Origin of the sequence: Vibrio qinghaiensis (genome assembly GCF_002257545.1) — a bacterium.
Classification (GTDB): domain Bacteria; phylum Pseudomonadota; class Gammaproteobacteria; order Enterobacterales; family Vibrionaceae; genus Vibrio; species Vibrio ordalii.
This window is the reverse complement of record NZ_CP022741.1, coordinates 682,456-704,197: the sequence shown is the minus strand read 5'-3', so window position 1 is coordinate 704,197 and position 21,742 is coordinate 682,456. Positions and strand designations below refer to the sequence as shown.

Below are 21,742 nucleotides of genomic sequence, written 5' to 3'. Positions count from 1 at the left end.
CTATGATCGATAAAAGATCTCAGCCTGATCATTTGCTTTATCTGCTCCGTTCAGCGATCTACTCTCAAAAGAACATTTATATAACCACACGCCGAAAGCATAAGTTACATATTCTGCATATGGATTTATAACGATATAAAACTCCACTTGATAGCTAATAAATCAAAAAAACCAGAATATATTAAAATGATCTTTTGGCGAAATGTTCTACTCATTTTGTTTGATACTTATACAAAGCAGCAACGTTGCCATGCTCTGTTTTTCACTCAATCATTTTGGCACTGCACTTCATTTTCAGACCGCCACGTTAGTGAAGTTCTATTGCCAATGATAAATTTTAGGCAAAAAAATACCCAAGCTTAGCTTGGGTATTTCAGTTATGAGGAAGGCTACTTGCTGCGTCCTTTCATCATCGTCATTAAGCGTTTACGTTTACGCTCTTGAGATAAGGTCAGCTTATTCACTTTTCCTTCAAATGGGTTATCACTGCTTTGGAACTGGATACGAATAGGCGTACCCATGATTTCTAAAGACTTACGGTAATAGTTCATCAAATAACGTTTGTAAGAATCTGGCAGCTCATTCACCAAGTTACCGTGTACAACGATAATCGGCGGGTTATAACCACCTGCGTGAGCGTATTTAAGTTTTACGCGGCGGCTACGAACCATAGGTGGCTGGTGATCATCGGTTGCCATTTTAAGAATGCGAGTCAATACCGATGTACCAACACGTGTTGTCGCCGATTTATACGCTTCTTGAACCGATTCAAATAGATGACCCACACCCGTGCCATGCAGTGCAGAGATAAAGTGGATACGAGCAAAATCGACAAAGCCTAAACGGCGATCGAGCTCTTTCTTGACACGTTCTTTGACGTCGTTATCGAGCCCATCCCACTTATTGACTGCAAGCACTATCGAACGTCCGGAGTTTAGTGCAAAACCTAACAGGCTAAGATCTTGATCTGAGATATTCTCACGAGCGTCAATAACTAACAGAACAACGTTTGCATCTTCAACTGCTTTTAAGGTTTTGACGACCGAGAATTTCTCAACCGTTTCGTTAATGCGAGTACGACGACGCACGCCAGCAGTATCAATCAATACATACTCGCGCTCATCACGCATCATCGGGATGTAGATGGAGTCACGCGTCGTTCCGGGCATATCGTAAACCACAACACGTTCTTCACCGAGAATACGGTTGGTGAGCGTGGATTTACCGACATTAGGACGGCCAATGATCGCCAGTTTTATCGGCTGATCTTGCAGACGTTTGTATTCAGCTTCGGCTTCTTCTTCGGTGTAATCTAACTTTTCTTCTTCGGCATCTTCAAAGTCGGTTAGATCTTCGATTTCGCCTTCGGCCTGCTCGATCATTTCTTCAGCAAGTGGATTCAAAGCTCGGTCGATAAGGATCCCAACACCACGGCCATGAGCGGCAGCAATTTGGTACATTTGATCAACGCCCAATTGCCAAAACTCAGCGCTTGCAGCATCAGCGTCAATGCCATCCACTTTATTCACGACCAAAATAGCTCGCTTTTCAATTTTACGCAGATGTTGGGCGATCATTTCATCAGCCGCCGTTAAACCAGCGCGACCATCAACCATAAATAGCACAACATCAGCTTCATCAATCGCGGCCAATGACTGTTGAGCCATTTTCGTTTCTACACCCTCTTCACTACCATCAATACCGCCGGTATCGATAACAATGAAGTCGTGCTCACCCAATTTAGCTTGGCCATATTTACGGTCACGCGTTAAACCGGGGAAATCCGCCACCAACGCATCGCGAGTGCGAGTTAATCGGTTAAACAACGTAGATTTACCGACATTGGGGCGCCCAACAAGAGCAACAACAGGAACCATACTAACCTCTACAATATTTTCTCTTATGTAGTTATAGGTAAACACTTGCTAGCAAGCATTAAATTTTTACCTATAACCACATCTATTTATTCAATAAAACGGCCCCTAACTGTTACCAGCCAGGAGCCGAATGTGAATTATATCACGATTTATTTTTTAATCGTCAGTTTCTTTACATTGCCATTACGGGTGATGCTGACATAGCCATCGTCGACAGCGAGAGGACTCACCGCAAAACCACTCTTATCAACCAATTGTTGGGCAACGAATTCGCCACTGCTACGATCAATCCAATGTAGATACCCTTCACTGTCACCTAGCACAAGGTAACCATTGATAATCGCTGGTGCAGTTAACAAACGATGTTCAAGCTGTTTGTTGCTCCAAAGTTCGGTACCGCTTCTTGTATCCACAGCCACCACATGATCTTTGTCGGTCACCACAAATAATCGGCCACCATCGCTAGCCATGTCTGTTGCTGAAGAGTAATTCCGCTTCCAAGCTGGTTTGCCCGAACGCAGATCAATGGCGATCAACTGGCCATTAAAACCAACCGCATACAGCATGCCGCCAATCACGATAGGTGAGGCATCAACATCGACTAGGCGGTCAATTTCAGTGGCACCTTTAGGCATGCCAATCGGTTGTTGCCAAATCAACTGACCACGCTCAACGATAGCGGCAGCAAGACGGCCACCTGAGGTTCCCCAAAAAACACCGCCCGATACCGCAACAGGTTTGCTGTCGCCTCTCAACGTTAAATTAGGAACTTCAGTACTGATGGTCCATTTTTGCTCACCCGTCGCTTGGTCTAAACTCACCAAAGTGCCACGACTGGTATTAACAATGATCATGTTCGCATCTGCAGCCGGAGCTGCTAGCACTTCACCGTCGACTTTAACTTGCCATACAAGCTCACCCGTAGCTTCATTAAGCGCAGTGACTAAACCGTTTTCACTACCAATGTAAATTTGGCTATAGGCCGCCGCTATACCGCCGGATAAACGCATGGTGCCATCTTGTTCAAGATCGGTTTTCCACAGCTCTTTACCCGTTTTAGGGTTCAAGGCTTTCACCAAACCATCACGGCTAGCAATAAATACTTTGTCGTAAGCGTATTCTGGAGATAACTTTGAGAAGTAATGCCCTACGCCATCACCAATCGATGTGCTCCACTGAGTTGTAGGCGTAAATTCACTGGTTACCATTGGCACAGGAGCCATGATAATGGTGTCTTCTTCACTGGCACACCCTGCAAGTGCTCCAAGCACAACGGCAGAAACGAGCACTTTGTTGAACAACTTTTTCATCAACTTGTGCCCTTATTTGGCAAGATCGTCCAGTTTCATCTGTAGCGTTTGGCTTGCATCGTCAGCTTGTTGTGCTTCCGTGTATGCCGTATAAGCCGCGTCCGTGTCGCCTTTACGCAATGAGATATCACCACGCAGTTCCGCAATGCGTCCCGCCCACCCTTTCTCTGTGATGGTCGTAAGATCAGCTAAGGCGGCATCAAACTGGCCTTGTTCCGCTTTAATGCGGGCCAGGCGATAGGTCGCTAACGGTAGAATAGCATCATCTTTGGTGTTTGCTTTTGCCCATTCAAGCTGTGCTAAAGCTTCATCAATTTGACCCGCTTCCACTTGAACTTTTGCAAGTTGTAGTGCGGCTAAAACAGCATATTCTGTGCCTTTATTACTGTCAATAAAGCTCTGAACAACCATCTCCGCTTCTGCGCCTTTTGCAGCTAACTGAGTTACCGCTTTGCTATAACTTTCAGAAGCGGCTTCTTGCGCAGCAATAACGTTATCTTGATAATAACGCCAACCAAACAAGCCACCAAGGCCAATTACAGCACCAAAGATCACGGCTTTACCGTTCTCTTTCCACCAATCTTTTATCGCTTCAACTTGTTGTTCTTCAGTATCGTAGAGTTCCACTTCCTGTCCTCTTTAATAGATGTCTCAAATGCGCTTGCTTACACAAGATGCGTCAGTTTGCTGGCGACTTCAGTTTGAGAAATCGTAATTTGTTCACCACCGATAAGATCTTTGAGAACTACTGTGCTTTCTGCGACTTCATCTTCGCCTAATACCAAAGCCACCGCAGCGCCCACTTTATCAGCACGTTTAAATTGTTTTTTGAAGTTACCACCACCAAAATGGTTCATAACACGCAGCCCCGGAACCCGTTCACGCAACTGCTCAGCAAGTTTCATTGCTGCCATCATAGTGCCTTCACCCGCACTGACCATGTACACATCGACACTGCGACGCACGTCGGTCAGTTCCAGTGTTTCCATCATGAGCACTAAGCGCTCTAACCCCATGGCAAAACCCACTGCCGGTGTCGCTTTGCCACCCAGTTGTTCTACCAAGCCATCATAACGTCCACCGCCACAAACCGTACCTTGAGCACCTAAGCTTTCGGTGATCCACTCAAATACAGTGCGGTTGTAGTAGTCTAGGCCGCGCACCAAGCGCTCATTAACTTGGTATTCGATACCCGCAGCGGTAAGAAGTTCACATAAGCCGGCAAAATGTTGCTTGGATTCTTCATCTAGATACTCAGACAATTTGGGTGCGTCACCCAAAATCGCTTGAATATCTGGATTTTTAGTATCGAGTACACGCAGTGGGTTGGTGTACATGCGACGTTTGGCATCTTCATCCAACACCTCTTGATGCTGCTCTAAATAGTCAATCAAGGCGGTGCGGTAATTGGCTCGCGCTTCAAGAGAACCAATTGAGTTCAGTTCCAAACGAACATGTTTGTCGATGCCCAATTCACGCCACAAACGCGCGGTCATCATAATCAGCTCGGCATCAACATCAGGACCATCCAGACCAAACACTTCAACCCCACATTGGTGGAATTGACGGTAGCGCCCTTTTTGCGGACGTTCATGACGGAACATCGGCCCCATGTACCATAAACGTTGCTCTTGGTTGTAGAGCAAACCATTTTCGATACCAGAACGGACACAACCTGCGGTACCCTCTGGACGAAGCGATAAACTGTCACCATTGCGATCTTCAAAAGAATACATCTCTTTTTCAACCACATCGGTCACTTCACCGATCGCACGGCTAAATAGATGTGTCATCTCAACGATAGGCATACGTACTTCATTGTAGCCATATGCACTAATCACGTTTTTCACTGTGCCTTCCACTTTTTGCCAAAGTGGAGACTGAGTTGGGAGGCAGTCGTTCATGCCTCGAATTGCTTGAATTGTTTTTGCCACAATACTTACCGTAAGGTCGTTGAGATTAATTTTGTTCGATTTGAGTCACGTTGATTCGGTTCTTCTCATCGAGAATAGAGGCCTTGGCGCGAATTTTCGCTTCGAGTTGGCTGACCAGATCATCGTTATCAAAACGCTCTTTCTGGCGGACGCCATCTTCGTAGAATGCACTTTTCTTGTTGCTGCCAGCCAAACCAAGATGAGAAGCTTCAGCTTCACCCGGGCCATTAACCACGCAACCGATGATCGAGACATCCATAGGTGTCAAAATGTCTTCCAAACGTTGCTCTAACGCATTGACTGTGGCGATCACATCAAACTCTTGACGTGAACAGCTTGGACAAGCGATGAAGTTAATGCCTCGCGAGCGAATACGCAGCGATTTAAGAATATCAAAGCCGACTTTGATCTCTTCGATCGGATCTGCAGCCAGTGAAATACGCAGCGTGTCGCCGATGCCTTCGGCAAGCAGCATACCTAAGCCCACTGCCGATTTAACTGCACCGGCTCTTGCGCCTCCTGCTTCCGTAATACCAAGATGCAGAGGTTGGGCAATCTGTTTAGCCAGTAAACGGTAGGAATCAACGGCGAGAAAAACATCCGATGCTTTGACGCTGACTTTGAATTGATCAAAGTTGAGTCTTTCAAGAATATCAACATGACGCATCGCTGACTCGACTAAAGCGGCCGGTGTTGGCTCACCATATTTCATTTGGATCTCTTTTTCGAGCGACCCACCATTCACGCCAATGCGAATGGGTATATTCTTGTCACGTGCGCAATCGACCACGGCGCGAATACGTTCTTCGTTGCCAATATTACCAGGGTTGATACGCAAGCAATCAACGCCATATTCGGCGACTTTCAACGCAATGCGGTAATCAAAATGGATGTCAGCCACCAGCGGAATGGATACTTGCTGCTTGATCAACTTGAACGCTTCTGCCGCGTCCATTGTCGGTACAGAAACTCGTACGATATCAGCCCCGACTTTTTCTAACGCTTTAATTTGGGCGACGGTTGCCGCAACATCGGTAGTGCGCGTGTTGGTCATAGATTGAACAGCAATAGGAGCACCATCACCGATGGGCACATTACCGACATAAATACGCGTCGATGAACGACGCTTAATTGGAGATTCGTGTTGCATAGTATTTTCTAAGGTAAGGTGAATCGAGCGACTTTACCGGAAGTATACCCAGAAAGGTCTACAGGTTCACTTGCAAATGTCATTGAAACGCTTTCAGGGGCGCCAAGAATGATTTGAAACGGAGCTTCACCTTCCAAAGTTACGGTTTGCCCTGATTTTTTAATCCCAGTGGAAAGGGTTTTACCTGACACATCTTTCACTTGAATCCAGCAGTCTGCGCTGAAGGTGAGTGTCAAAGGATCGTATGGATTGCTTGCATTCTGAGGCGGCATAATTTTATCTGGCGCAGGAATATCGATCACATTGGGCTCTGCTTCTGCTGCATCATCTTCAGGGGAAGGTATAAGCTCAGCCGCTTGAGTATTGACTTCTATCTGATTATCAACCTCAACATCAACGGGCATATCAGCGACGGCATCGACCTGAGGGGCACTATCTGTAGGAACGAATTCACTAACGGTTGTGAAATCTTCATCTTGTAAGCGTTCAACGGACGTCGAACTTATCGATGGAGAACTTTCAATGACAGCGTGCTCTTGTTCTTGATTCTGCCACCACCATAGCGATGAAATACCGATAATGACGGCAAAAATACCCCAAGTTAACGTCATAATACGGCTATCATGCAGCTCTCGCTTGGTCTTCTTAGAAAAACTTTGCATCGGTTGCTCTGCCGCAACAGTAGGATAGCAATCATCAAAAGAAGCTAAAATCACCGACTCTTTGATCCCAACCGCCTTAGCATAAGAACGGAAATAACCGCGAGTAAAGATCGCGACTTGATCTGAAGCGAAGTTATTCTCCTCTAAACTTTGAATGATAGAGAGACGTAACCGCAACCTATCGGCAACTTGCTTTTGCGTTAATCCCAACGCTTCGCGTTTTGCCTTTAATAAAGTGCCGGGTTGTACCGAGTCTGTTTTTACCTCTGCAATAATCTGTTCTTGTTCAGTAGTCATCCGTTTTATACATCTCATTATGTTATGGCTCGAATGGCACCGTCATCACTTTTATTGTTATTAGTTCGTAGTAATAAAATTGTGCATTCCAACGCGGTGAAAAAGCTGCATTCATTGATGCAGGCGGCAGTTAAAATTTAACATTACATCAATTAGCAATTCTAATTGATATTTGGCGTTAAACAACATGGCTTTAGCAAAGAAATTACCGCTAGGTCAATATTTTTCATAAAATTGACGTCAAAATCGAAGAAAATTATTTCAAATGGTAAAAATGTACAAAGCCAGAGGAATCTCTGGCTTTGTTTTATCGTCTAACTTAAACCGCTTTAATAGGAATGACATCGCCACCCATCTGTTTCATTTTGGTCCGTTTGGTTCTATCAATCACATCACCCACTAGCTGCCCACAAGCGGCATCAATATCATCACCACGAGTTTTGCGCACCGTCACTGTGTGTTCATACTGCATCAGTGTTTTTTGAAAACGGTCAATACGTGAATTACTCGGTTTTTTATAAGGTGAACCGGGATAAGGGTTAAATGGGATCAAGTTAATTTTGCACGGCGTGCCTTTCATTAACTTAGCCAATTCGTGTGCATGTTCCATATCGTCATTGACGTGATCCAGCAGCACGTATTCCACTGTAACCTTACCACGATTGGCGTTTGATGTAGCAATGTAACGGCGCACTGAGGCTAAGAAATCTTGAATATCCCAGCGATCATTGATCGGCATAATTTCGCTGCGTAATTTATCGTTAGGGGCATGCAATGAAATCGCTAATGCAACATCAATTTGCCCTGTCATTTGATCAAGACCAGAAACCACACCCGAAGTCGACACCGTCACGCGACGTTTTGATAGACCAAAACCCAAATCATCCAGCATGATCTCTAACGCTGGGATCAAGTTTTTCATGTTGAGTAGAGGCTCGCCCATCCCCATCATTACTACGTTAGTAATCGGACGACGACCCGTCTCTTTCTCAAGGCCAATTTCTCTCGCTGCGCGCCAAACTTGCCCGATAATTTCAGACACTTTGAGGTTACGGTTAAAACCTTGCTGAGCCGTTGAACAGAATTTGCATTCCAGAGCACAGCCAACTTGGGAAGAGACGCACAAAGTCGCTCGCTCTTCCTCTGGGATGTAAACCGTTTCAACATCTTGATCTCCTACACGCATCGCCCACTTAATAGTACCATCAGACGAATGTTGTGCTTGTGAAACGATCGGCGCGCGAATTTCACAGCGTTGTTGCAGTTGCTCACGCAGTTTCTTGTTGATATTGGTCATTTGTTCGAAGTCATCACAACCAAAATGGTAGATCCACTTCATGACCTGATCAGCGCGGAACGCTTTTTCACTGAGCTCTTCAGCAAAAAATTTGCGCAGACCTTGGCGATCAAAATCAAGCAGATTGACTTTTTCAATAGTCATGTGGCCTCTCAACGACAGAAACAATAAATAAGGGCGCGAATTGTACAGCCTTTATGCAGTAACAACAAGGGCTGTAAAACCCTTAAATTGCTAGGTCATTCAATGCTTGAAGGATTAGTTTTTTCCTGCAGATTTCAATTATATAAACATAAAAAAGCCTCACAAAGTGAGGCCTTAATCGAAAGAATTTTGGATAGAAAATACCAAGATTAACGAGGGCAAATTTCTGATTCAGGGAAGAAAAAGGCGATTTCACGCGCAGCCGATTCAGGGCTATCACTGCCATGAACTGAGTTATAACGCATACTTAACGCATAATCAGCACGAATGGTTCCACATGCCGCTTCTTCTGGGTTCGTTTTACCCATTAATTCGCGGTAACGGACAATAGCACCTTCACCTTCAAGCACTTGAACCATTATAGGTCCTGACGTCATGAATTTTTTTAGTTCAGGAAAGAAGGATTTACCTTCATGCTCAGCATAAAAGCCGCTCGCTTGCTCTTCGCTCAAATGTACCATTTTCGCAGCGATAATACGCAATCCTGCTTTTTCGATACGATGATAGATTTCACCAATTAAGTTACGTTCTACCGCATCGGGTTTAATGATAGAAAATGTTCTCTCTAGAGCCATAAGGATATCCTTTTTCTTTTGTTTTTTTAGTTATAGCAAAGCGCCCAAAACAGAGATTTGAGCAGCTTTTCATTATTGGGCTTGGTCGGTCAAAATGCGCGCTAATGTACGCACCCCCATCGCCGTTGCACCTGCGGCCCATTTATCACTTGCTGACTTGCGGTAAGTACCGGCGCAGTCAAAGTGCAGCCACCCATTTTTGTAATCTTCAACAAAATAGGAGAGGAAAGCGGCTGCGGTACTTGCTCCTGGAGAATAGTCACCTGAGCTGATGTTAGAGAGATCCGCAAAGCTTGAAGGTAACATAGAGCGATGAAACTCAGCCAAAGGCAGAGGCCATAAGCCTTCTTTCTCTTGGTGAGCTGCCACCAATGCCTGCTGTGATAAGCGCTCATCAAAGCTGAGTAGTGCATGGTAATCATTGCCGAGTGCATTTTTAGCGGCACCCGTTAATGTCGCGCAATCAATAATAAGCTGCGGTTTTTGTTCGTTGGCATAAATCAAGCCATCGGCCAACACTAGGCGGCCTTCTGCATCGGTATTCATGATTTCAACTGTGGTGCCGTTTTTATAAGTGATGATATCACCCAGTTTCAAGGCGCGTCCGGAAACCATATTTTCTGCACAACATAAAATGAGTTTCACACGTTTATTAAAACCACGCATGATAGCCAAACCAAGGCCACCGGTGATCGTTGCAGCGCCCCCCATATCCGCTTTCATCGCCGACATAAAGTTGGACGTTTTTAAACTGTAACCACCAGAATCAAAAGTAATGCCTTTACCAATTAAGCAAGCAAAAACAGGAGCACTCTCTTTTCCTGTCGGATTGTAATCAAGTTGTAGCATGGCTGACGTGCGCTCTGAGCCGCGACCAACCGCATAAATACCTTCCCAACCTTCGGTGAGTAGATCTTTATCTTTGACAATGCGGTAGCTGACATGCTCAGGCGCTAGCGATTTGATGAACTCAGCCGCCATGGTCGCTAACTGACGCGGAGCGACTTCTTCGGCGCTTTTATTGATGATATCGCGCGTCCATTCCGTCGCTTTAATACGATATTCTAACTCGGCTTGATCTGACTCACTCAGCGGTTGCCATTCTAGTGTGTTGAGTTTTTTCGCTTCACGATAACCTTGGTAGAAAGCCCAAATATTTTCTAAGTGCCAACCGTCACCTTGTAGGCTGATAGCTCTGATAGCTTGCCCATCAAGCTTACGTGCCGCGCGCTGAACCGCGCTGAGTTCATGCTCACTCTCAATAGCATGAATTGTGGCACCATTTTCTGAAAACGAAACAATCGCCTTTTCGCCCCACTGAGGCTGGGCAGCTTGTTGGCTGATAAATACGGACATCTTTGTAGACATGGTTTCTCCTTGCCTGAATATGGCCTCACCTGTGCCATTACGATTAAATAACCAAGGGATGTTAGCATTTTGTAGGGTCAAAATGTCAACTTGATAAAAAAACGGACCATTCGGTCCGCTCTTTTTAGTTAAAATTGTTAACTCTGTGATGTTTTACTGAATAACCATCATGTTAGCAATAGTCTTAGTCGATCTCTTCCATCCAACATAGAATAATCGCTTCGAGAATTTTTTCGTTGGAACGGTTTGGCTCATCATCAAACTCTTCCAGTTCCATCACCCACTGGTGTAGATCCGTAAAACGTACATTTTTAGGATCTACGTCTGGGTATTGCTCACAAAGCTCGATCGCAATGTCACGAGAATCGGTCCATTTCATTTTGCTTTCCTTTTACAAACAGTGAACGGGCGTTAATACGCTCAATAGGATTAATGATCTTCAGAAGCCAGATTGAGTGTGTACTTTGGAATTTCAACCACTAAATCTTCGTTAGCGACTCTAGCTTGGCAGCCAAGGCGAGATTCAGGTTCAAGACCCCACGCTTTATCAAGCATGTCATCTTCCAACTCATCACTCTCATCAAGTGAGTCAAACCCTTCGCGAACGATAATATGGCAAGTCGTGCATGCGCAGGATTTTTCACACGCATGTTCAATAGCGATACCATTTTTCAGCGCCACATCCAGTACGGTTTCTCCTGCTTGCGCTTCCAGAACGGCACCTTCAGGACAAAGCTCTTGGTGAGGTAACACAATAATCTTAGGCATAATTTTTCTCTTTAAATATCATCTACCGATTGACCAGCAAGTGCACTGCGAATGGATTTATCCATACGGCGTGAAGCAAAATCTTGGCTGGCTTTGTCTGTCTCTTTAATTCCTTGCTCGATGGCATCGGCGCTATCACCATTACGCAGCACAATTAAATCTTCTATTGCATTCAGAAGGATCTGCTTTTCTGACTCAGATAACAATTCATCACCATCGGACTGTAAGGCAGAGATCAAACCTTCGATTACACGATCGGCTTCTACACGTTGCTCTGCCAGAGCGCGAGTCTGCATATCTTGTTTGGCAAACGTCATCGAATCTCGCAGCATATTGGCTACTTCATTATCACTCAGTCCATACGAGGGCTTAACTTGAATTTCCGCCTGAATTCCCGTACTTTTTTCCATCGCTGTCACAGAGAGTAAACCATCAGCATCAACTTGATAAGTTACGCGGATATGCGCGGCACCCGCCGTCATTGGTGGAATACCTTTTAGTGAAAAACGAGCCAATGAGCGGCAATCGTCTACCATCTCACGTTCGCCCTGCACCGTATGGATGCTCATGGCCGTTTGACCATCTTTGAAGGTGGTGAATTCTTGAGCTTTCGCAACAGGAATGGTGGTGTTACGTGGGATGATTTTTTCCACTAAGCCACCCATGGTTTCAATACCCAGCGACAGAGGAATGACATCCAGCAGGAGCATTTCTGAATCGGGTTTATTACCCACTAAAATATCGGCTTGAATCGCCGCGCCAATCGCGACAACTTCATCAGGGTTAATGCTAGTTAGTGGTGTGCGACCAAAAAACTCACCGACTAAATCTCGAACCAGTGGCGTACGAGTTGAACCGCCGACCATCACCACTTCCAACACTTCATCTGCAGTAATCTCGGCATCTTTGAGTGCTCGACGACACGATAGTAAGGTTTTCTTTACTAGTGGCGTGATGAGTTGGTTAAACTCATCGCGAGTTAAACGCCCTTGCCAACCCAGCACAGAAACCTCGACACTATCAGTATCAGATAAGGCAATTTTCGCTTCGGTGGCCGCATCAAGCAATGCTCGTTGCTGCTCTGCACTGAGCGGTTCAGCTAAGCCGATTTGGCTCAAAAAATAGTCAGCAATCAAATGGTCAAAATCATCACCACCGAGCGCAGAATCGCCACCAGTCGCGAGTACCTCAAACACGCCTTTCGACAGACGTAAGATAGAGATATCAAACGTACCGCCACCTAAATCATAAACCGCAATCACACCTTCTTGCGCTGAGTCTAAGCCATAGGCAATCGCTGCAGCGGTAGGTTCATTGAGTAAACGTAGTACGTGCAAGCCGGCAAGTTGAGCGGCATCTTTGGTGCCCACGCGCTGCGCATCATCAAAGTAAGCAGGTACGGTAATCACCACGCCCGCTAATTCACCACCTAACGACGCTTCGGCACGCTGAGCAAGAGATTGAAGAATATCGGCGGAAACTTGAATCGGATTCTTATCACCTTGAGCCGTTTGCAAAATAGGCAAACCGTTGTCACTGGCTTTGAAGCGATAAGGCAATGTGGGATAACGCGCCTGAATGTCAGCCAGTGAACGGCCGATCAAACGCTTCACAGAAATGATGGTATTAGCAGGATCAACTTGCGCGTGTGCTCTGGCATCAAAGCCTACGCAACGCTCTTGAGCCGAATAGTGGACCACCGAAGGGAGGATCGAGCGTCCTTGTTCATCAGCAAGCGTCGTCGCATTACCGCTTCGAACCGATGCGACTAATGAGTTGGTTGTCCCCAAGTCGATACCCGCTGCGAGTTTATGCTGATGCGGCGCAGAGCTTTGACCGGGTTCTGCAATTTGAAGTAATGCCATGGGTTGGTCCTTATTATCGAACTAGCCGAGTAACTGTTCTTCGACTCTTTCTATTTCATTTTTGAGCTTGGCAATAAATTTAAGCTTGCGAACGGTATCAGCCGCAAGGCTCCATTGAGCATGATTAAGTTGTTGCTCAACCAAAGTAAGATGCTGTTTATACATCTTGCTGACTCTGTTTTCAAAATCGAATAACGCACTTTCAACATCAGGCTGTGAGGCGATGGCTTCAAGCTCTTCTCGCAGCTCCATTTGCTCCATTAAAAACAGCGGATCTTGCATGGTTTGGGGTTCTACGCGTAACTCTATGCCTTGTTCGAGCAACAAGTATTCTGCACGACTGATCGGCGATTTTAATGTTTGATAAGCATCATTGATTTGCGAGGCGTTTTGCACAGCAAGCAGGCGATCTCGCTCAGACGCAGTGGCAAAATTGTCGGGATGAAACCGTTTTTGCAGCGCACGAAACTGAGAAGAAAGAAGGCTACCATCCAGTGCAAACTGACTTGGTAGCCCAAATAATTCAAAATAGTTCATTAACACATTGCTCCTAGTGCTCGGCACTAGGCTCAAGTGAGCCTAGTCACGCCGAAAGCCAATCCGTTACACGTTGAAGCTTTCACCACAACCACATTCGCTTTTTGCATTCGGGTTGTTGAACTCAAAACCTTCGTTTAGCCCTTCTTTGACATAGTCAAGCTGTGTGCCATCAAGGTAGACGAGGCTTTTCGAATCGATAATCACTTTGACACCATGATCTTCAAACACTTCGTCTTCTTCGTTAACGTCATCAACGAATTCAAGCACGTAAGCCATACCCGAGCAGCCTGTTGTTTTCACTCCAAGACGTAAACCTACGCCTTTGCCTCGGTTATCTAGGAATGCTCGAACGCGATGTGCTGCTGTTTCAGTTAAGGTAATGGCCATACTACAACCTTAGATTCTTAGTTTGAACTTATGGGAGTGAACCATCATTCACTCCCTTAATATTATTGTTGGTGTTTCTTTTTATAATCGGCAACGGCAGCTTTGATCGCATCTTCTGCCAAAATCGAACAGTGAACTTTCACTGGTGGAAGCTCTAGCTCTTCCGCGATTTCAGAGTTCTTGATGGCTGCCGCTTCGTCAATGCTCTTGCCTTTGACCCATTCAGTAACCAGTGAGCTCGAAGCAATCGCGCTACCACAACCGTAGGTTTTAAATTTTGCATCTTCAATGATGCCTTCTGGCGTCACTTTAATTTGTAGCTTCATTACGTCGCCACAAGCTGGAGCGCCAACCATACCACTACCAATGGTTGGATCTTCTTTATCAAAAGAGCCAACATTACGTGGGTTTTCATAGTGATCAATTACTTTTTCGCTGTATGCCATGATAGTTACCTCTAATCCTCTATTTCCTTGGGAATAAACCAGTGCCTTTTAAAGGACTAGTGATGTGCCCATTCAACGGTGTTTAAATCCACACCCTCTTGATACATATCCCATAGAGGAGACATGTCACGTAATTTGCTTACGGCTACGCGGATTTGTTCAACGGCGTAGTCCACTTCCTCTTCGGTCGTAAAACGGCCAAATGAGAAACGAATTGAACTGTGCGCCATTTCATCGTTCAAGCCAAGCGCACGTAGTACATATGACGGCTCTAAGCTGGCCGACGTACAAGCACTACCTGATGATACTGCTAAGTCTTTCAAAGACATCAGCAGCGATTCGCCTTCAACAAAGGCAAAACTAATATTCAGGTTGTGCGGAACACGCTGATCTAAATCGCCATTCACACTCACGGCGTCCATGTCTTGTACACCTGCGAGTAGACGATCACGCAATGCTTTTGCGTGGTCAAAATCTTTTTGCATGTCTTGCTTAGCAATGCGGAATGCCTCACCCATACCTACGATTTGGTGCGTTGGTAATGTGCCTGAGCGGAAACCACGTTCATGGCCGCCACCGTGCATTTGCGCTTCAAGACGAATACGAGGTTTACGGCGAACATATAATGCGCCAATCCCTTTAGGTCCATACGCTTTATGCGCTGAAAGGGAGATAAGATCCACTTTCATTTCTTGTACATCAAGGGGAACTTTACCGGCAGATTGCGCTGCATCTACGTGGAAAATTATCTTGCGTTCACGGCAAAGCTCACCGATCGCCATGATGTCCTGAATTACGCCAATTTCGTTATTCACGTGCATGATCGACACCAAAATTGTGTCATCACGCATTGCCGCTTCTAATTTTTTTAGATCAATCAAGCCATTCGTTCCTGGCTCAAGATAGGTCACTTCATAACCTTCACGCTCAAGCTGACGACATGGATCAAGCACCGCTTTATGCTCGGTTTTACAGGTAATGATATGCTTACCTTGCTTGGCATAGAAATGCGCCACACCTTTAATCGCAAGGTTATCTGACTCTGTCGCACCGGATGTGAATACGATTTCGCGAGGATCAGCATTAAGCAGCTCAGCAATTTGCTCACGCGCAGTGTCTACGGCTTCTTCTGCCTGCCAGCCATAACGATGCGATCGCGATGCTGGATTACCAAAAACACCATCCATCGTCATGTACTGAACCATCTTTTCAGCCACGCGAGGGTCAACTGGACAGGTAGCTGAATAGTCAAAATAAATAGGCAGTTTCATTTTCTACTCCAATGTAAACATTGCCGCTATGAGCGGGCATTAAGACCTACGGGCACCGAGCCGATAATCACGGTATTGGTATTTTTATTGGTTAACCCGTGGTTCACCGTCAGGCCCAAGCCTTGGCGGTCAGAAATTTCTAGTACTTCATTATCAATCATTAACTCGCCAAGAGTAATGTTGTTCAGAAAGTCACTAATGCGAGAGCTAAGATCTCGCCATAATGTATGAGTTAAGCAGCGAGTACCACCTTGGCAGTCGGCTCTTCCATTACATTTTGTTGCATCAACTGATTCATCAACAGCGGCAATCACAGTACCAATCGAAATTGAGCAGGCATCAGCCCCTAAGCGGTATCCACCACCTGGACCACGCACACTAGCAACTAGCCCCGCTTTACGCAGTTTAGAAAACAGCTGCTCAAGGTAAGAGAGCGAAATGCCTTGCCGTTCGGAAATATCCGCCAGTGGCACTGGGGTTTGCTGCGAATGCAGAGCCACATCTAACATGGCTGTAACCGCATATCTTCCTTTAGATGTAAGTCTCATATCACCGTATCCACATTGATTATGTGGTTGGAATTTTCCCATACCCGACTAAATAGGTCAAGTATTTATTTGACTAATTTAGTCAGGTATTTAACCCTATTATTAATCTGGATAATTATTGATTGCTGCGATGCTTCTCAATTGAGGTCAGAACGCCACGCAACATATTGATTTCTTGAGACTCAGGACGCGAACGAGTAAATAGCCGGCGGAGTTTGTTCATCACCTGACCAGGCTGATCCTTTGAAATAAACTGCGTCTCTATAACCACTTTTTCAAGATGCTGATAGAACATTTCTAATTCGTGATGCAGAGGATACGCTTCTTCTGGCTGGGCTTGATAAGCTTTTTTTTCATTATTTAGGTAAGCAACACGCACCTCATAACTCAATGTTTGTACGGCCATAGCCAGGTTTAACGAACTGTATTGAGGATTAGCCGGAATGCACACATGAAAATGGCACTTTTGCAGTTCATCATTGGTCAGCCCGGTTTTTTCTCGGCCAAACACCAAAGCAACAGGATAATGTAGCCCCTCTTGCGCAAATTTTTCGCCACATTCACGTGGTTCAAGCATTGGCCACTCCAAAGTTCGTGAGCGCGCACTTGACCCAACCACCAGGCCACAATCTGCGACAGCCTGCTCTAGCGTATCCACGATCTCCGCATTTAAAGCAATGTCGCTTGCCCCAGCAGCTAGAGCGATCGCTTGAGCGTCTACCTCACATTGAGGTGAAACCAAAATCATTTTACTTAGGCCCATGACCTTCATCGCTCGGGCAGCAGAACCAATATTTCCTGAATGAGATGTCCCTACTAAAATGATTTTTACATTGTCTAGCATTACGTTGTGCGCCACTCTATTTTAAACGACAGAATACTAACATAAAGCTGACTAAAATGGTCAGGTCCTTTAGCTACATATGAACAACCGAGCAAAAAATAGCCACTTCCTTTTTAATAAAACTTTGTTATACTGCTGCCCGCTTTTTCGTTCTTTAACATCCGTTGGGAAAACTGTATGCATCCAATGCTAAACATTGCTATTCGCGCTGCGCGAAAAGCTGGTAACCATATTGCTAAATCACTAGAAAATACTGAGAAAATCGAAACAACTCAGAAAGGGACTAATGACTTTGTTACTAACGTAGACAAAGAAGCAGAAACTATGATCATCGATACAATCAAAAGTTCTTACCCAGAACACAGTATCGTTGCTGAAGAAAACGGGCTTATCGACGGTAAAGATAAGGACGTTCAATGGATCATCGACCCACTGGATGGCACAACAAACTTCGTCAAAGGTTTACCCCACTTCGCCGTTTCTATCGCAGTTCGCATTAAAGGCAAAACGGAAGTTGCTTGTGTTTATGACCCAATGCGCAATGAGCTGTTTACCGCTCAACGTGGCGCTGGTGCGCAATTAAACAACTCACGCCTTCGTGTAAAACAGTTAAAAGATCTTCAAGGCACGATTCTCGCCACAGGTTTCCCATACAAACAAAAGCAACATGCCGAATCTTTCATGAAGATTATGTCTGCACTGTTTGTTGAATGTGCCGATTTCCGTCGTACTGGTTCTCCTGCGCTTGATTTATGTTACCTAGCTTCAAACCGTGTCGATGGTTACTTTGAACTGGGTTTAAGACCTTGGAATTTAGCCGCTGGCGAGCTGATCGCTCGTGAAGCAGGCGTTATTCTTACCGATTTCTCTGGCGGTACTGAATACATGAAATCGGGCAACATTGTAGGTTCAAGTGCCCGTGGTGTTAAAGCGATTTTGAAACACATTCGTGATAACGGTAACAGCGCTATTCTTAAATAGGTTGCACTAAATACCATCAACACCGTCAAAATTGATTCAAGCCTCGTATAGCAATATACGAGGCTTTTTTAGTTTCGTTTTATACTTTGCTACTTAGAGTGACCGCGGTGGGATGGTTAGAAAAAAGCCGCAGAATATTCTGCGGCTTTGGCTATTTAAGAAACTTTCAGGCTGCTAAGGAAGTTCGTCGAACTCCGCACCCTCTTTTTCCACTTGAGGTGGAAGTAGGTGCTCACGGGTAATTCCCAATTTCAATGCCAACGCTGATGCGACATAGATAGATGAATAAGTACCCACGGTGATACCGAGCAGTAAAGCGGTGGCAAAACCATGTATGTTCGCCCCACCTTGCACAAAGAGTGCGATCACCACCAGCAAGGTGGTTCCCGATGTAATCAAAGTCCGGCTCAAGGTTTGGGTAATTGAGCTGTTCATGATCTCGGCTGAATCACCTTTACGCAATTTACGGAAGTTTTCACGGATGCGGTCAAATACCACAATCGTATCGTTGAGCGAGTAACCGACAACGGTCAGCAAAGCGGCAACAATCGTTAAATCAACCTCAATTTGCATGATAGAGAAGATACCAAGCGTGATGATCACATCGTGTGCCAATGACATTACCGCACCCGCTGCGAGCCGCCATTCAAAACGAACAGAGACATAAAGCAAAATACAGATGAGCGAAGCTAAAATCGCTAAGCCTCCTGCTTCAGCTAATTCATCGCCCACATTCGGACCAACGAACTCAATGCGACGCATCTCGACACTTTTTCCTGTCCCCTCTTTAATAGCAGAAAGAATTTGATTGCCTAACGTCTCGCCAACCATGTCCGCACGTGGACGAAGGCGAACCATCACTTCACGCGCAGAACCAAAGTTCTGCACGGTTGCATCACCAAACCCTTTTGCTTCAAGTGCACCACGGATATCTTCAAGATTAGCTGGGTGTTCAAACCCAACTTCAATCAAAGTACCGCCGGTGAAGTCCAGTCCCCAGTTCAACCACTTGGTTGATAAAGTGAAAATAGACGCACCAATCATTAAAAGAGAGAATAAAAACGCAAATTTAGACCAACGCATAAAGTCGATCGTTTTATCTGCTTTTAGAATCTGAAACATAGTAATTCCTAGCCTTAGATCGACAATTTTTTAATGCGTTTACCACCGTATATCAAGTTCACGATACAGCGAGTCCCGATAATAGCGGTAAACATTGAGGTTAAAATACCGATGGAAAGTGTGACGGCAAACCCTTTGATGGCTCCAGTACCCACAGCAAATAGAATAATTGCCGTGATCAACGTAGTGATGTTGGCATCAGCAATGGTACTGAACGCGTTAGCATAGCCTTGGTGGATAGCTTGTTGTGGATTTCGGCCATCACGGAGCTCTTCACGAATACGCTCGAAGATCAGAACGTTAGCATCCACGGCCATACCGACCGTCAATACGATGCCCGCAATACCCGGCAAGGTCATTGTCGCACCGGGGATCATCGACATTACACCAATAATGAGCACAAGGTTCGCCATCAATGCAATATTGGCAATCAAGCCAAAACCACGGTAGTAAAGCAGCGTAAAGAGCATCACCGCAACCATACCCCAGATGCAGGCTTGAATGCCCATATCAATATTTTGCTGTCCCATTGATGGGCCAATGGTACGCTCTTCAACAATAGAGATTGGCGCAATTAACGCACCTGCACGCAGTAAAAGTGCAAGGTTTTGAGCTTCTGCAGCAGAGTCAATTCCCGTGATACGGAAGTTACGCCCAAGAGCCGACTGAATCGTTGCTTGGTTGATCACTTCTTCATGCTTATCGAGAATCACTTTGCCATCAGCTGTCCGACGGCCGCTGTCTTTGTACTCTGCAAATACCGTTGCCATAAGCTTGCCAATGTTCTTTTTAGAGAACGCCGACATCTTATTTCCGCCTTCGCTATCTAACGAAATGTTCACTTGCGGGCGACCATATTCATCCATGCTAGAGCTGGCATCCGTGATACTTTGACCACCTAGAATCACGCGTTTTTTCAAGACAACCGGGCGACCATTACGATCGGATTTGATTTCACTCCCAGCAGGAGCACGACCAGAAGCCGCGGCGGCTAAATCAGCCTTGTCATCAACTTCACGAAACTCAAGAGTCGCGGTTGCGCCAAGAATCTCTTTAGCACGAGCGGTATCTTGAACCCCCGGTAACTCAACCACAATGCGGCTGGCACCTTGACGTTGCACTAAGGGTTCAGCGACCCCTAATTCGTTAACACGGTTACGCAAAATCGTGATGTTCTGCTCAACGGCGTAATTTCGAACTTCCTGCAAACGCTGCTCGGTAAATAGAGCAATCAGCGCAAAGCGACCGTCAGCCTTAGACGTAGTAAAAATCATATCAGGATGTTTCGACGTTAATGCTTGCTGTGCTTGCGCTAATTGCTCATCGTCACGCAAAGTGACTTCCACTCGGTCGTTGCCCACTGAGCGAATGGCTCGGTAGCGAATTTTGTCATCACGCAGTTCGCTGCGAAACGCTTCTTCTTGCTGGCCAATCAATTTTTCCATCGCAGCGTCCATATCCACTTCCATTAAGAAGTGAACACCACCACGCAGATCAAGGCCAAGCTTCATCGGTGCCGCGCCAATCGATTCCAACCAAGAAGGCGTTGAAGGAGCAAGGTTAAGTGCAACAATTGTATCTTTGCCTAACGCTTCACTCACCACATCACGCGCACTGATTTGAGTATCGGTATCGTTAAATCGAACAAGAATTGATCCATTCTCTAGAGCAATGGATTTATGAGAAAGGCTCTCTTTATCAAGAGCTTTGGTGACAGCATCCAGCGTTGACATATCAACAGAGGCGCCACGCGCCCCTGTAATTTGAATTGCCGGATCTTCACCGTAAATATTTGGAAGTGCATATAAAGCAGAGAGAGTGATGGCGAACACCACTAACAAATACTTCCATAACGGATAACGGTTTAGCACAGCAAGGATCCTTTAGCTGTTATAAAGACTTAAGCGTACCTTTTGGTAGCACCGCTGTAATGAAATCTTTTTTGATCACAATTTCATTGTTCACATTCAGTTCGATAGAGATGTAATCGCTGTCTTCTGCGATTTTAGTGATTTTACCCACTAAACCGCCACTGGTTAACACTTCATCACCTTTAGTCATGGCGGCCATCAAACTTTTATGCTCTTTAACACGTTTGGCTTGTGGGCGGTAAATCATGAAGTAGAAAATAACCGCAAACATACCAAGCATGATCAGCATTTCATAACCGCCACCTTGTGATGCACCTTCACCTGCTGCGTGTGCTACAGAAATTAAACTCATTGAAAACGTCCTCTAAAATATTGTTGTGTAATGTGATTCTAATTGGGCTGCGTTGGCTTAATTTCAAGTTTAT

General features: G+C 45.4%; 22 protein-coding genes. 1 reads left to right on the top strand and 21 read right to left on the bottom strand.

The features are described from left to right. Window positions 1-389 precede the first annotated feature (389 nt). The 18 genes from der to trmJ all read right to left on the bottom strand — a co-directional run bounded on the left by der (window position 390) and on the right by trmJ (window position 17,343). The gene (gene der / locus CCZ37_RS03380; RefSeq protein WP_026027693.1) at window positions 390-1,877 is read right to left on the bottom strand and encodes a ribosome biogenesis GTPase Der; all 1,488 of its coding nucleotides are present in this window, start codon (window positions 1,875-1,877) and stop codon (window positions 390-392) included. Between the two features lie 149 nt (window positions 1,878-2,026). After that, window positions 2,027-3,187 carry an outer membrane protein assembly factor BamB gene (gene bamB, locus CCZ37_RS03375; protein ID WP_094149451.1) on the bottom strand — a complete coding sequence of 387 codons (1,161 nt, stop codon included), beginning with the start codon at window positions 3,185-3,187 and terminating at the stop codon, window positions 2,027-2,029. Window positions 3,188-3,199: 12 nt separating this feature from the next. Next, on the bottom strand, window positions 3,200-3,814 hold the full coding sequence (locus CCZ37_RS03370; protein WP_094499744.1) for a YfgM family protein: 615 nt from the start codon (window positions 3,812-3,814) through the stop codon (window positions 3,200-3,202). Window positions 3,815-3,852: 38 nt separating this feature from the next. Continuing rightward, complete coding sequence (gene hisS, locus CCZ37_RS03365; protein ID WP_094499743.1) at window positions 3,853-5,121, bottom strand: histidine--tRNA ligase; 1,269 nt, start codon at window positions 5,119-5,121, stop codon at window positions 3,853-3,855. Window positions 5,122-5,146: 25 nt separating this feature from the next. Beyond that, window positions 5,147-6,271 carry a flavodoxin-dependent (E)-4-hydroxy-3-methylbut-2-enyl-diphosphate synthase gene (gene ispG, locus CCZ37_RS03360; RefSeq protein WP_010320399.1) on the bottom strand — a complete coding sequence of 375 codons (1,125 nt, stop codon included), beginning with the start codon at window positions 6,269-6,271 and terminating at the stop codon, window positions 5,147-5,149. Window positions 6,272-6,279: 8 nt separating this feature from the next. Continuing rightward, complete coding sequence (gene rodZ, locus CCZ37_RS03355; protein WP_094499742.1) at window positions 6,280-7,248, bottom strand: cytoskeleton protein RodZ; 969 nt, start codon at window positions 7,246-7,248, stop codon at window positions 6,280-6,282. A gap of 301 nt (window positions 7,249-7,549) precedes the next feature. After that, entirely contained in the window at window positions 7,550-8,671 is a 1,122-nt protein-coding gene (gene rlmN, locus CCZ37_RS03350; protein WP_010320401.1) for a dual-specificity RNA methyltransferase RlmN, read from the bottom strand. 209 nt (window positions 8,672-8,880) lie between these two features. After that, the gene (ndk, locus tag CCZ37_RS03345; RefSeq protein ID WP_010320402.1) at window positions 8,881-9,306 is read right to left on the bottom strand and encodes a nucleoside-diphosphate kinase; all 426 of its coding nucleotides are present in this window, start codon (window positions 9,304-9,306) and stop codon (window positions 8,881-8,883) included. A gap of 72 nt (window positions 9,307-9,378) precedes the next feature. Then, complete coding sequence (gene pepB / locus CCZ37_RS03340) at window positions 9,379-10,674, bottom strand: aminopeptidase PepB (protein ID WP_094499741.1); 1,296 nt, start codon at window positions 10,672-10,674, stop codon at window positions 9,379-9,381. Between the two features lie 184 nt (window positions 10,675-10,858). Then, window positions 10,859-11,053, bottom strand: coding sequence for a Fe-S cluster assembly protein IscX (iscX, locus tag CCZ37_RS03335; protein WP_010320404.1), 195 nt, complete (start codon window positions 11,051-11,053; stop codon window positions 10,859-10,861). A 50-nt stretch (window positions 11,054-11,103) separates the two neighbouring features. Next, window positions 11,104-11,442, bottom strand: a complete 339-nt coding sequence (gene fdx / locus CCZ37_RS03330; RefSeq protein WP_010320405.1) for an ISC system 2Fe-2S type ferredoxin — start codon at window positions 11,440-11,442, stop codon at window positions 11,104-11,106. Between the two features lie 11 nt (window positions 11,443-11,453). Next, on the bottom strand, window positions 11,454-13,307 hold the full coding sequence (gene hscA, locus CCZ37_RS03325; protein WP_094499740.1) for a Fe-S protein assembly chaperone HscA: 1,854 nt from the start codon (window positions 13,305-13,307) through the stop codon (window positions 11,454-11,456). Between the two features lie 21 nt (window positions 13,308-13,328). Further along, window positions 13,329-13,844, bottom strand: a complete 516-nt coding sequence (hscB, locus tag CCZ37_RS03320; protein ID WP_094499739.1) for a co-chaperone HscB — start codon at window positions 13,842-13,844, stop codon at window positions 13,329-13,331. A gap of 66 nt (window positions 13,845-13,910) precedes the next feature. Beyond that, window positions 13,911-14,234 carry an iron-sulfur cluster assembly protein IscA gene (iscA, locus tag CCZ37_RS03315; RefSeq protein ID WP_010320408.1) on the bottom strand — a complete coding sequence of 108 codons (324 nt, stop codon included), beginning with the start codon at window positions 14,232-14,234 and terminating at the stop codon, window positions 13,911-13,913. Window positions 14,235-14,296: 62 nt separating this feature from the next. Next, window positions 14,297-14,680, bottom strand: a complete 384-nt coding sequence (gene iscU / locus CCZ37_RS03310) for a Fe-S cluster assembly scaffold IscU (RefSeq protein WP_010320409.1) — start codon at window positions 14,678-14,680, stop codon at window positions 14,297-14,299. 56 nt (window positions 14,681-14,736) lie between these two features. Next, on the bottom strand, window positions 14,737-15,951 hold the full coding sequence (locus CCZ37_RS03305; RefSeq protein WP_094499738.1) for an IscS subfamily cysteine desulfurase: 1,215 nt from the start codon (window positions 15,949-15,951) through the stop codon (window positions 14,737-14,739). 26 nt (window positions 15,952-15,977) lie between these two features. Further along, window positions 15,978-16,499: a Fe-S cluster assembly transcriptional regulator IscR gene (iscR, locus tag CCZ37_RS03300; protein WP_026027698.1), complete on the bottom strand. Its 522-nt coding sequence runs from the start codon at window positions 16,497-16,499 to the stop codon at window positions 15,978-15,980. A gap of 115 nt (window positions 16,500-16,614) precedes the next feature. Further along, window positions 16,615-17,343, bottom strand: coding sequence for a tRNA (cytosine(32)/uridine(32)-2'-O)-methyltransferase TrmJ (gene trmJ, locus CCZ37_RS03295; RefSeq protein WP_094499737.1), 729 nt, complete (start codon window positions 17,341-17,343; stop codon window positions 16,615-16,617). A 177-nt stretch (window positions 17,344-17,520) separates the two neighbouring features. Between trmJ and suhB the strand changes: the two genes are divergently transcribed. Beyond that, entirely contained in the window at window positions 17,521-18,324 is an 804-nt protein-coding gene (gene suhB / locus CCZ37_RS03290; RefSeq protein WP_013857502.1) for an inositol-1-monophosphatase, read from the top strand. A 174-nt stretch (window positions 18,325-18,498) separates the two neighbouring features. Here the strand turns inward: suhB and secF are convergent, their stop codons facing one another. From secF to yajC, 3 genes are read right to left on the bottom strand one after another with little or no spacing between them, the layout of a single operon-like run. Then, window positions 18,499-19,446 carry a protein translocase subunit SecF gene (gene secF / locus CCZ37_RS03285; protein ID WP_094124962.1) on the bottom strand — a complete coding sequence of 316 codons (948 nt, stop codon included), beginning with the start codon at window positions 19,444-19,446 and terminating at the stop codon, window positions 18,499-18,501. Window positions 19,447-19,460: 14 nt separating this feature from the next. After that, on the bottom strand, window positions 19,461-21,317 hold the full coding sequence (gene secD / locus CCZ37_RS03280; RefSeq protein WP_010320416.1) for a protein translocase subunit SecD: 1,857 nt from the start codon (window positions 21,315-21,317) through the stop codon (window positions 19,461-19,463). A gap of 19 nt (window positions 21,318-21,336) precedes the next feature. Then, complete coding sequence (yajC, locus tag CCZ37_RS03275; protein ID WP_013857505.1) at window positions 21,337-21,669, bottom strand: preprotein translocase subunit YajC; 333 nt, start codon at window positions 21,667-21,669, stop codon at window positions 21,337-21,339. Between the last annotated feature and the right edge of the window lie 73 nt (window positions 21,670-21,742).

Coding starts and splice junctions, on each gene's coding strand:
- trmJ (WP_094499737.1), bottom strand. CDS start 17,343: ATGCTAGACAATGTAAAAATCATTTTAGTAGGGACATCTCATTCAGGA.
- CCZ37_RS03305 (WP_094499738.1), bottom strand. CDS start 15,951: ATGAAACTGCCTATTTATTTTGACTATTCAGCTACCTGTCCAGTTGAC.
- hscB (WP_094499739.1), bottom strand. CDS start 13,844: ATGAACTATTTTGAATTATTTGGGCTACCAAGTCAGTTTGCACTGGAT.
- ndk (WP_010320402.1), bottom strand. CDS start 9,306: ATGGCTCTAGAGAGAACATTTTCTATCATTAAACCCGATGCGGTAGAA.
- iscX (WP_010320404.1), bottom strand. CDS start 11,053: ATGAAATGGACCGATTCTCGTGACATTGCGATCGAGCTTTGTGAGCAA.
- fdx (WP_010320405.1), bottom strand. CDS start 11,442: ATGCCTAAGATTATTGTGTTACCTCACCAAGAGCTTTGTCCTGAAGGT.
- yajC (WP_013857505.1), bottom strand. CDS start 21,669: ATGAGTTTAATTTCTGTAGCACACGCAGCAGGTGAAGGTGCATCACAA.
- bamB (WP_094149451.1), bottom strand. CDS start 3,187: ATGAAAAAGTTGTTCAACAAAGTGCTCGTTTCTGCCGTTGTGCTTGGA.
- rodZ (WP_094499742.1), bottom strand. CDS start 7,248: ATGAGATGTATAAAACGGATGACTACTGAACAAGAACAGATTATTGCA.
- hscA (WP_094499740.1), bottom strand. CDS start 13,307: ATGGCATTACTTCAAATTGCAGAACCCGGTCAAAGCTCTGCGCCGCAT.
- rlmN (WP_010320401.1), bottom strand. CDS start 8,671: ATGACTATTGAAAAAGTCAATCTGCTTGATTTTGATCGCCAAGGTCTG.
- pepB (WP_094499741.1), bottom strand. CDS start 10,674: ATGTCTACAAAGATGTCCGTATTTATCAGCCAACAAGCTGCCCAGCCT.
- secF (WP_094124962.1), bottom strand. CDS start 19,446: ATGTTTCAGATTCTAAAAGCAGATAAAACGATCGACTTTATGCGTTGG.
- suhB (WP_013857502.1), top strand. CDS start 17,521: ATGCATCCAATGCTAAACATTGCTATTCGCGCTGCGCGAAAAGCTGGT.
- ispG (WP_010320399.1), bottom strand. CDS start 6,271: ATGCAACACGAATCTCCAATTAAGCGTCGTTCATCGACGCGTATTTAT.
- iscU (WP_010320409.1), bottom strand. CDS start 14,680: ATGGCATACAGCGAAAAAGTAATTGATCACTATGAAAACCCACGTAAT.
- der (WP_026027693.1), bottom strand. CDS start 1,877: ATGGTTCCTGTTGTTGCTCTTGTTGGGCGCCCCAATGTCGGTAAATCT.
- iscA (WP_010320408.1), bottom strand. CDS start 14,234: ATGGCCATTACCTTAACTGAAACAGCAGCACATCGCGTTCGAGCATTC.
- iscR (WP_026027698.1), bottom strand. CDS start 16,499: ATGAGACTTACATCTAAAGGAAGATATGCGGTTACAGCCATGTTAGAT.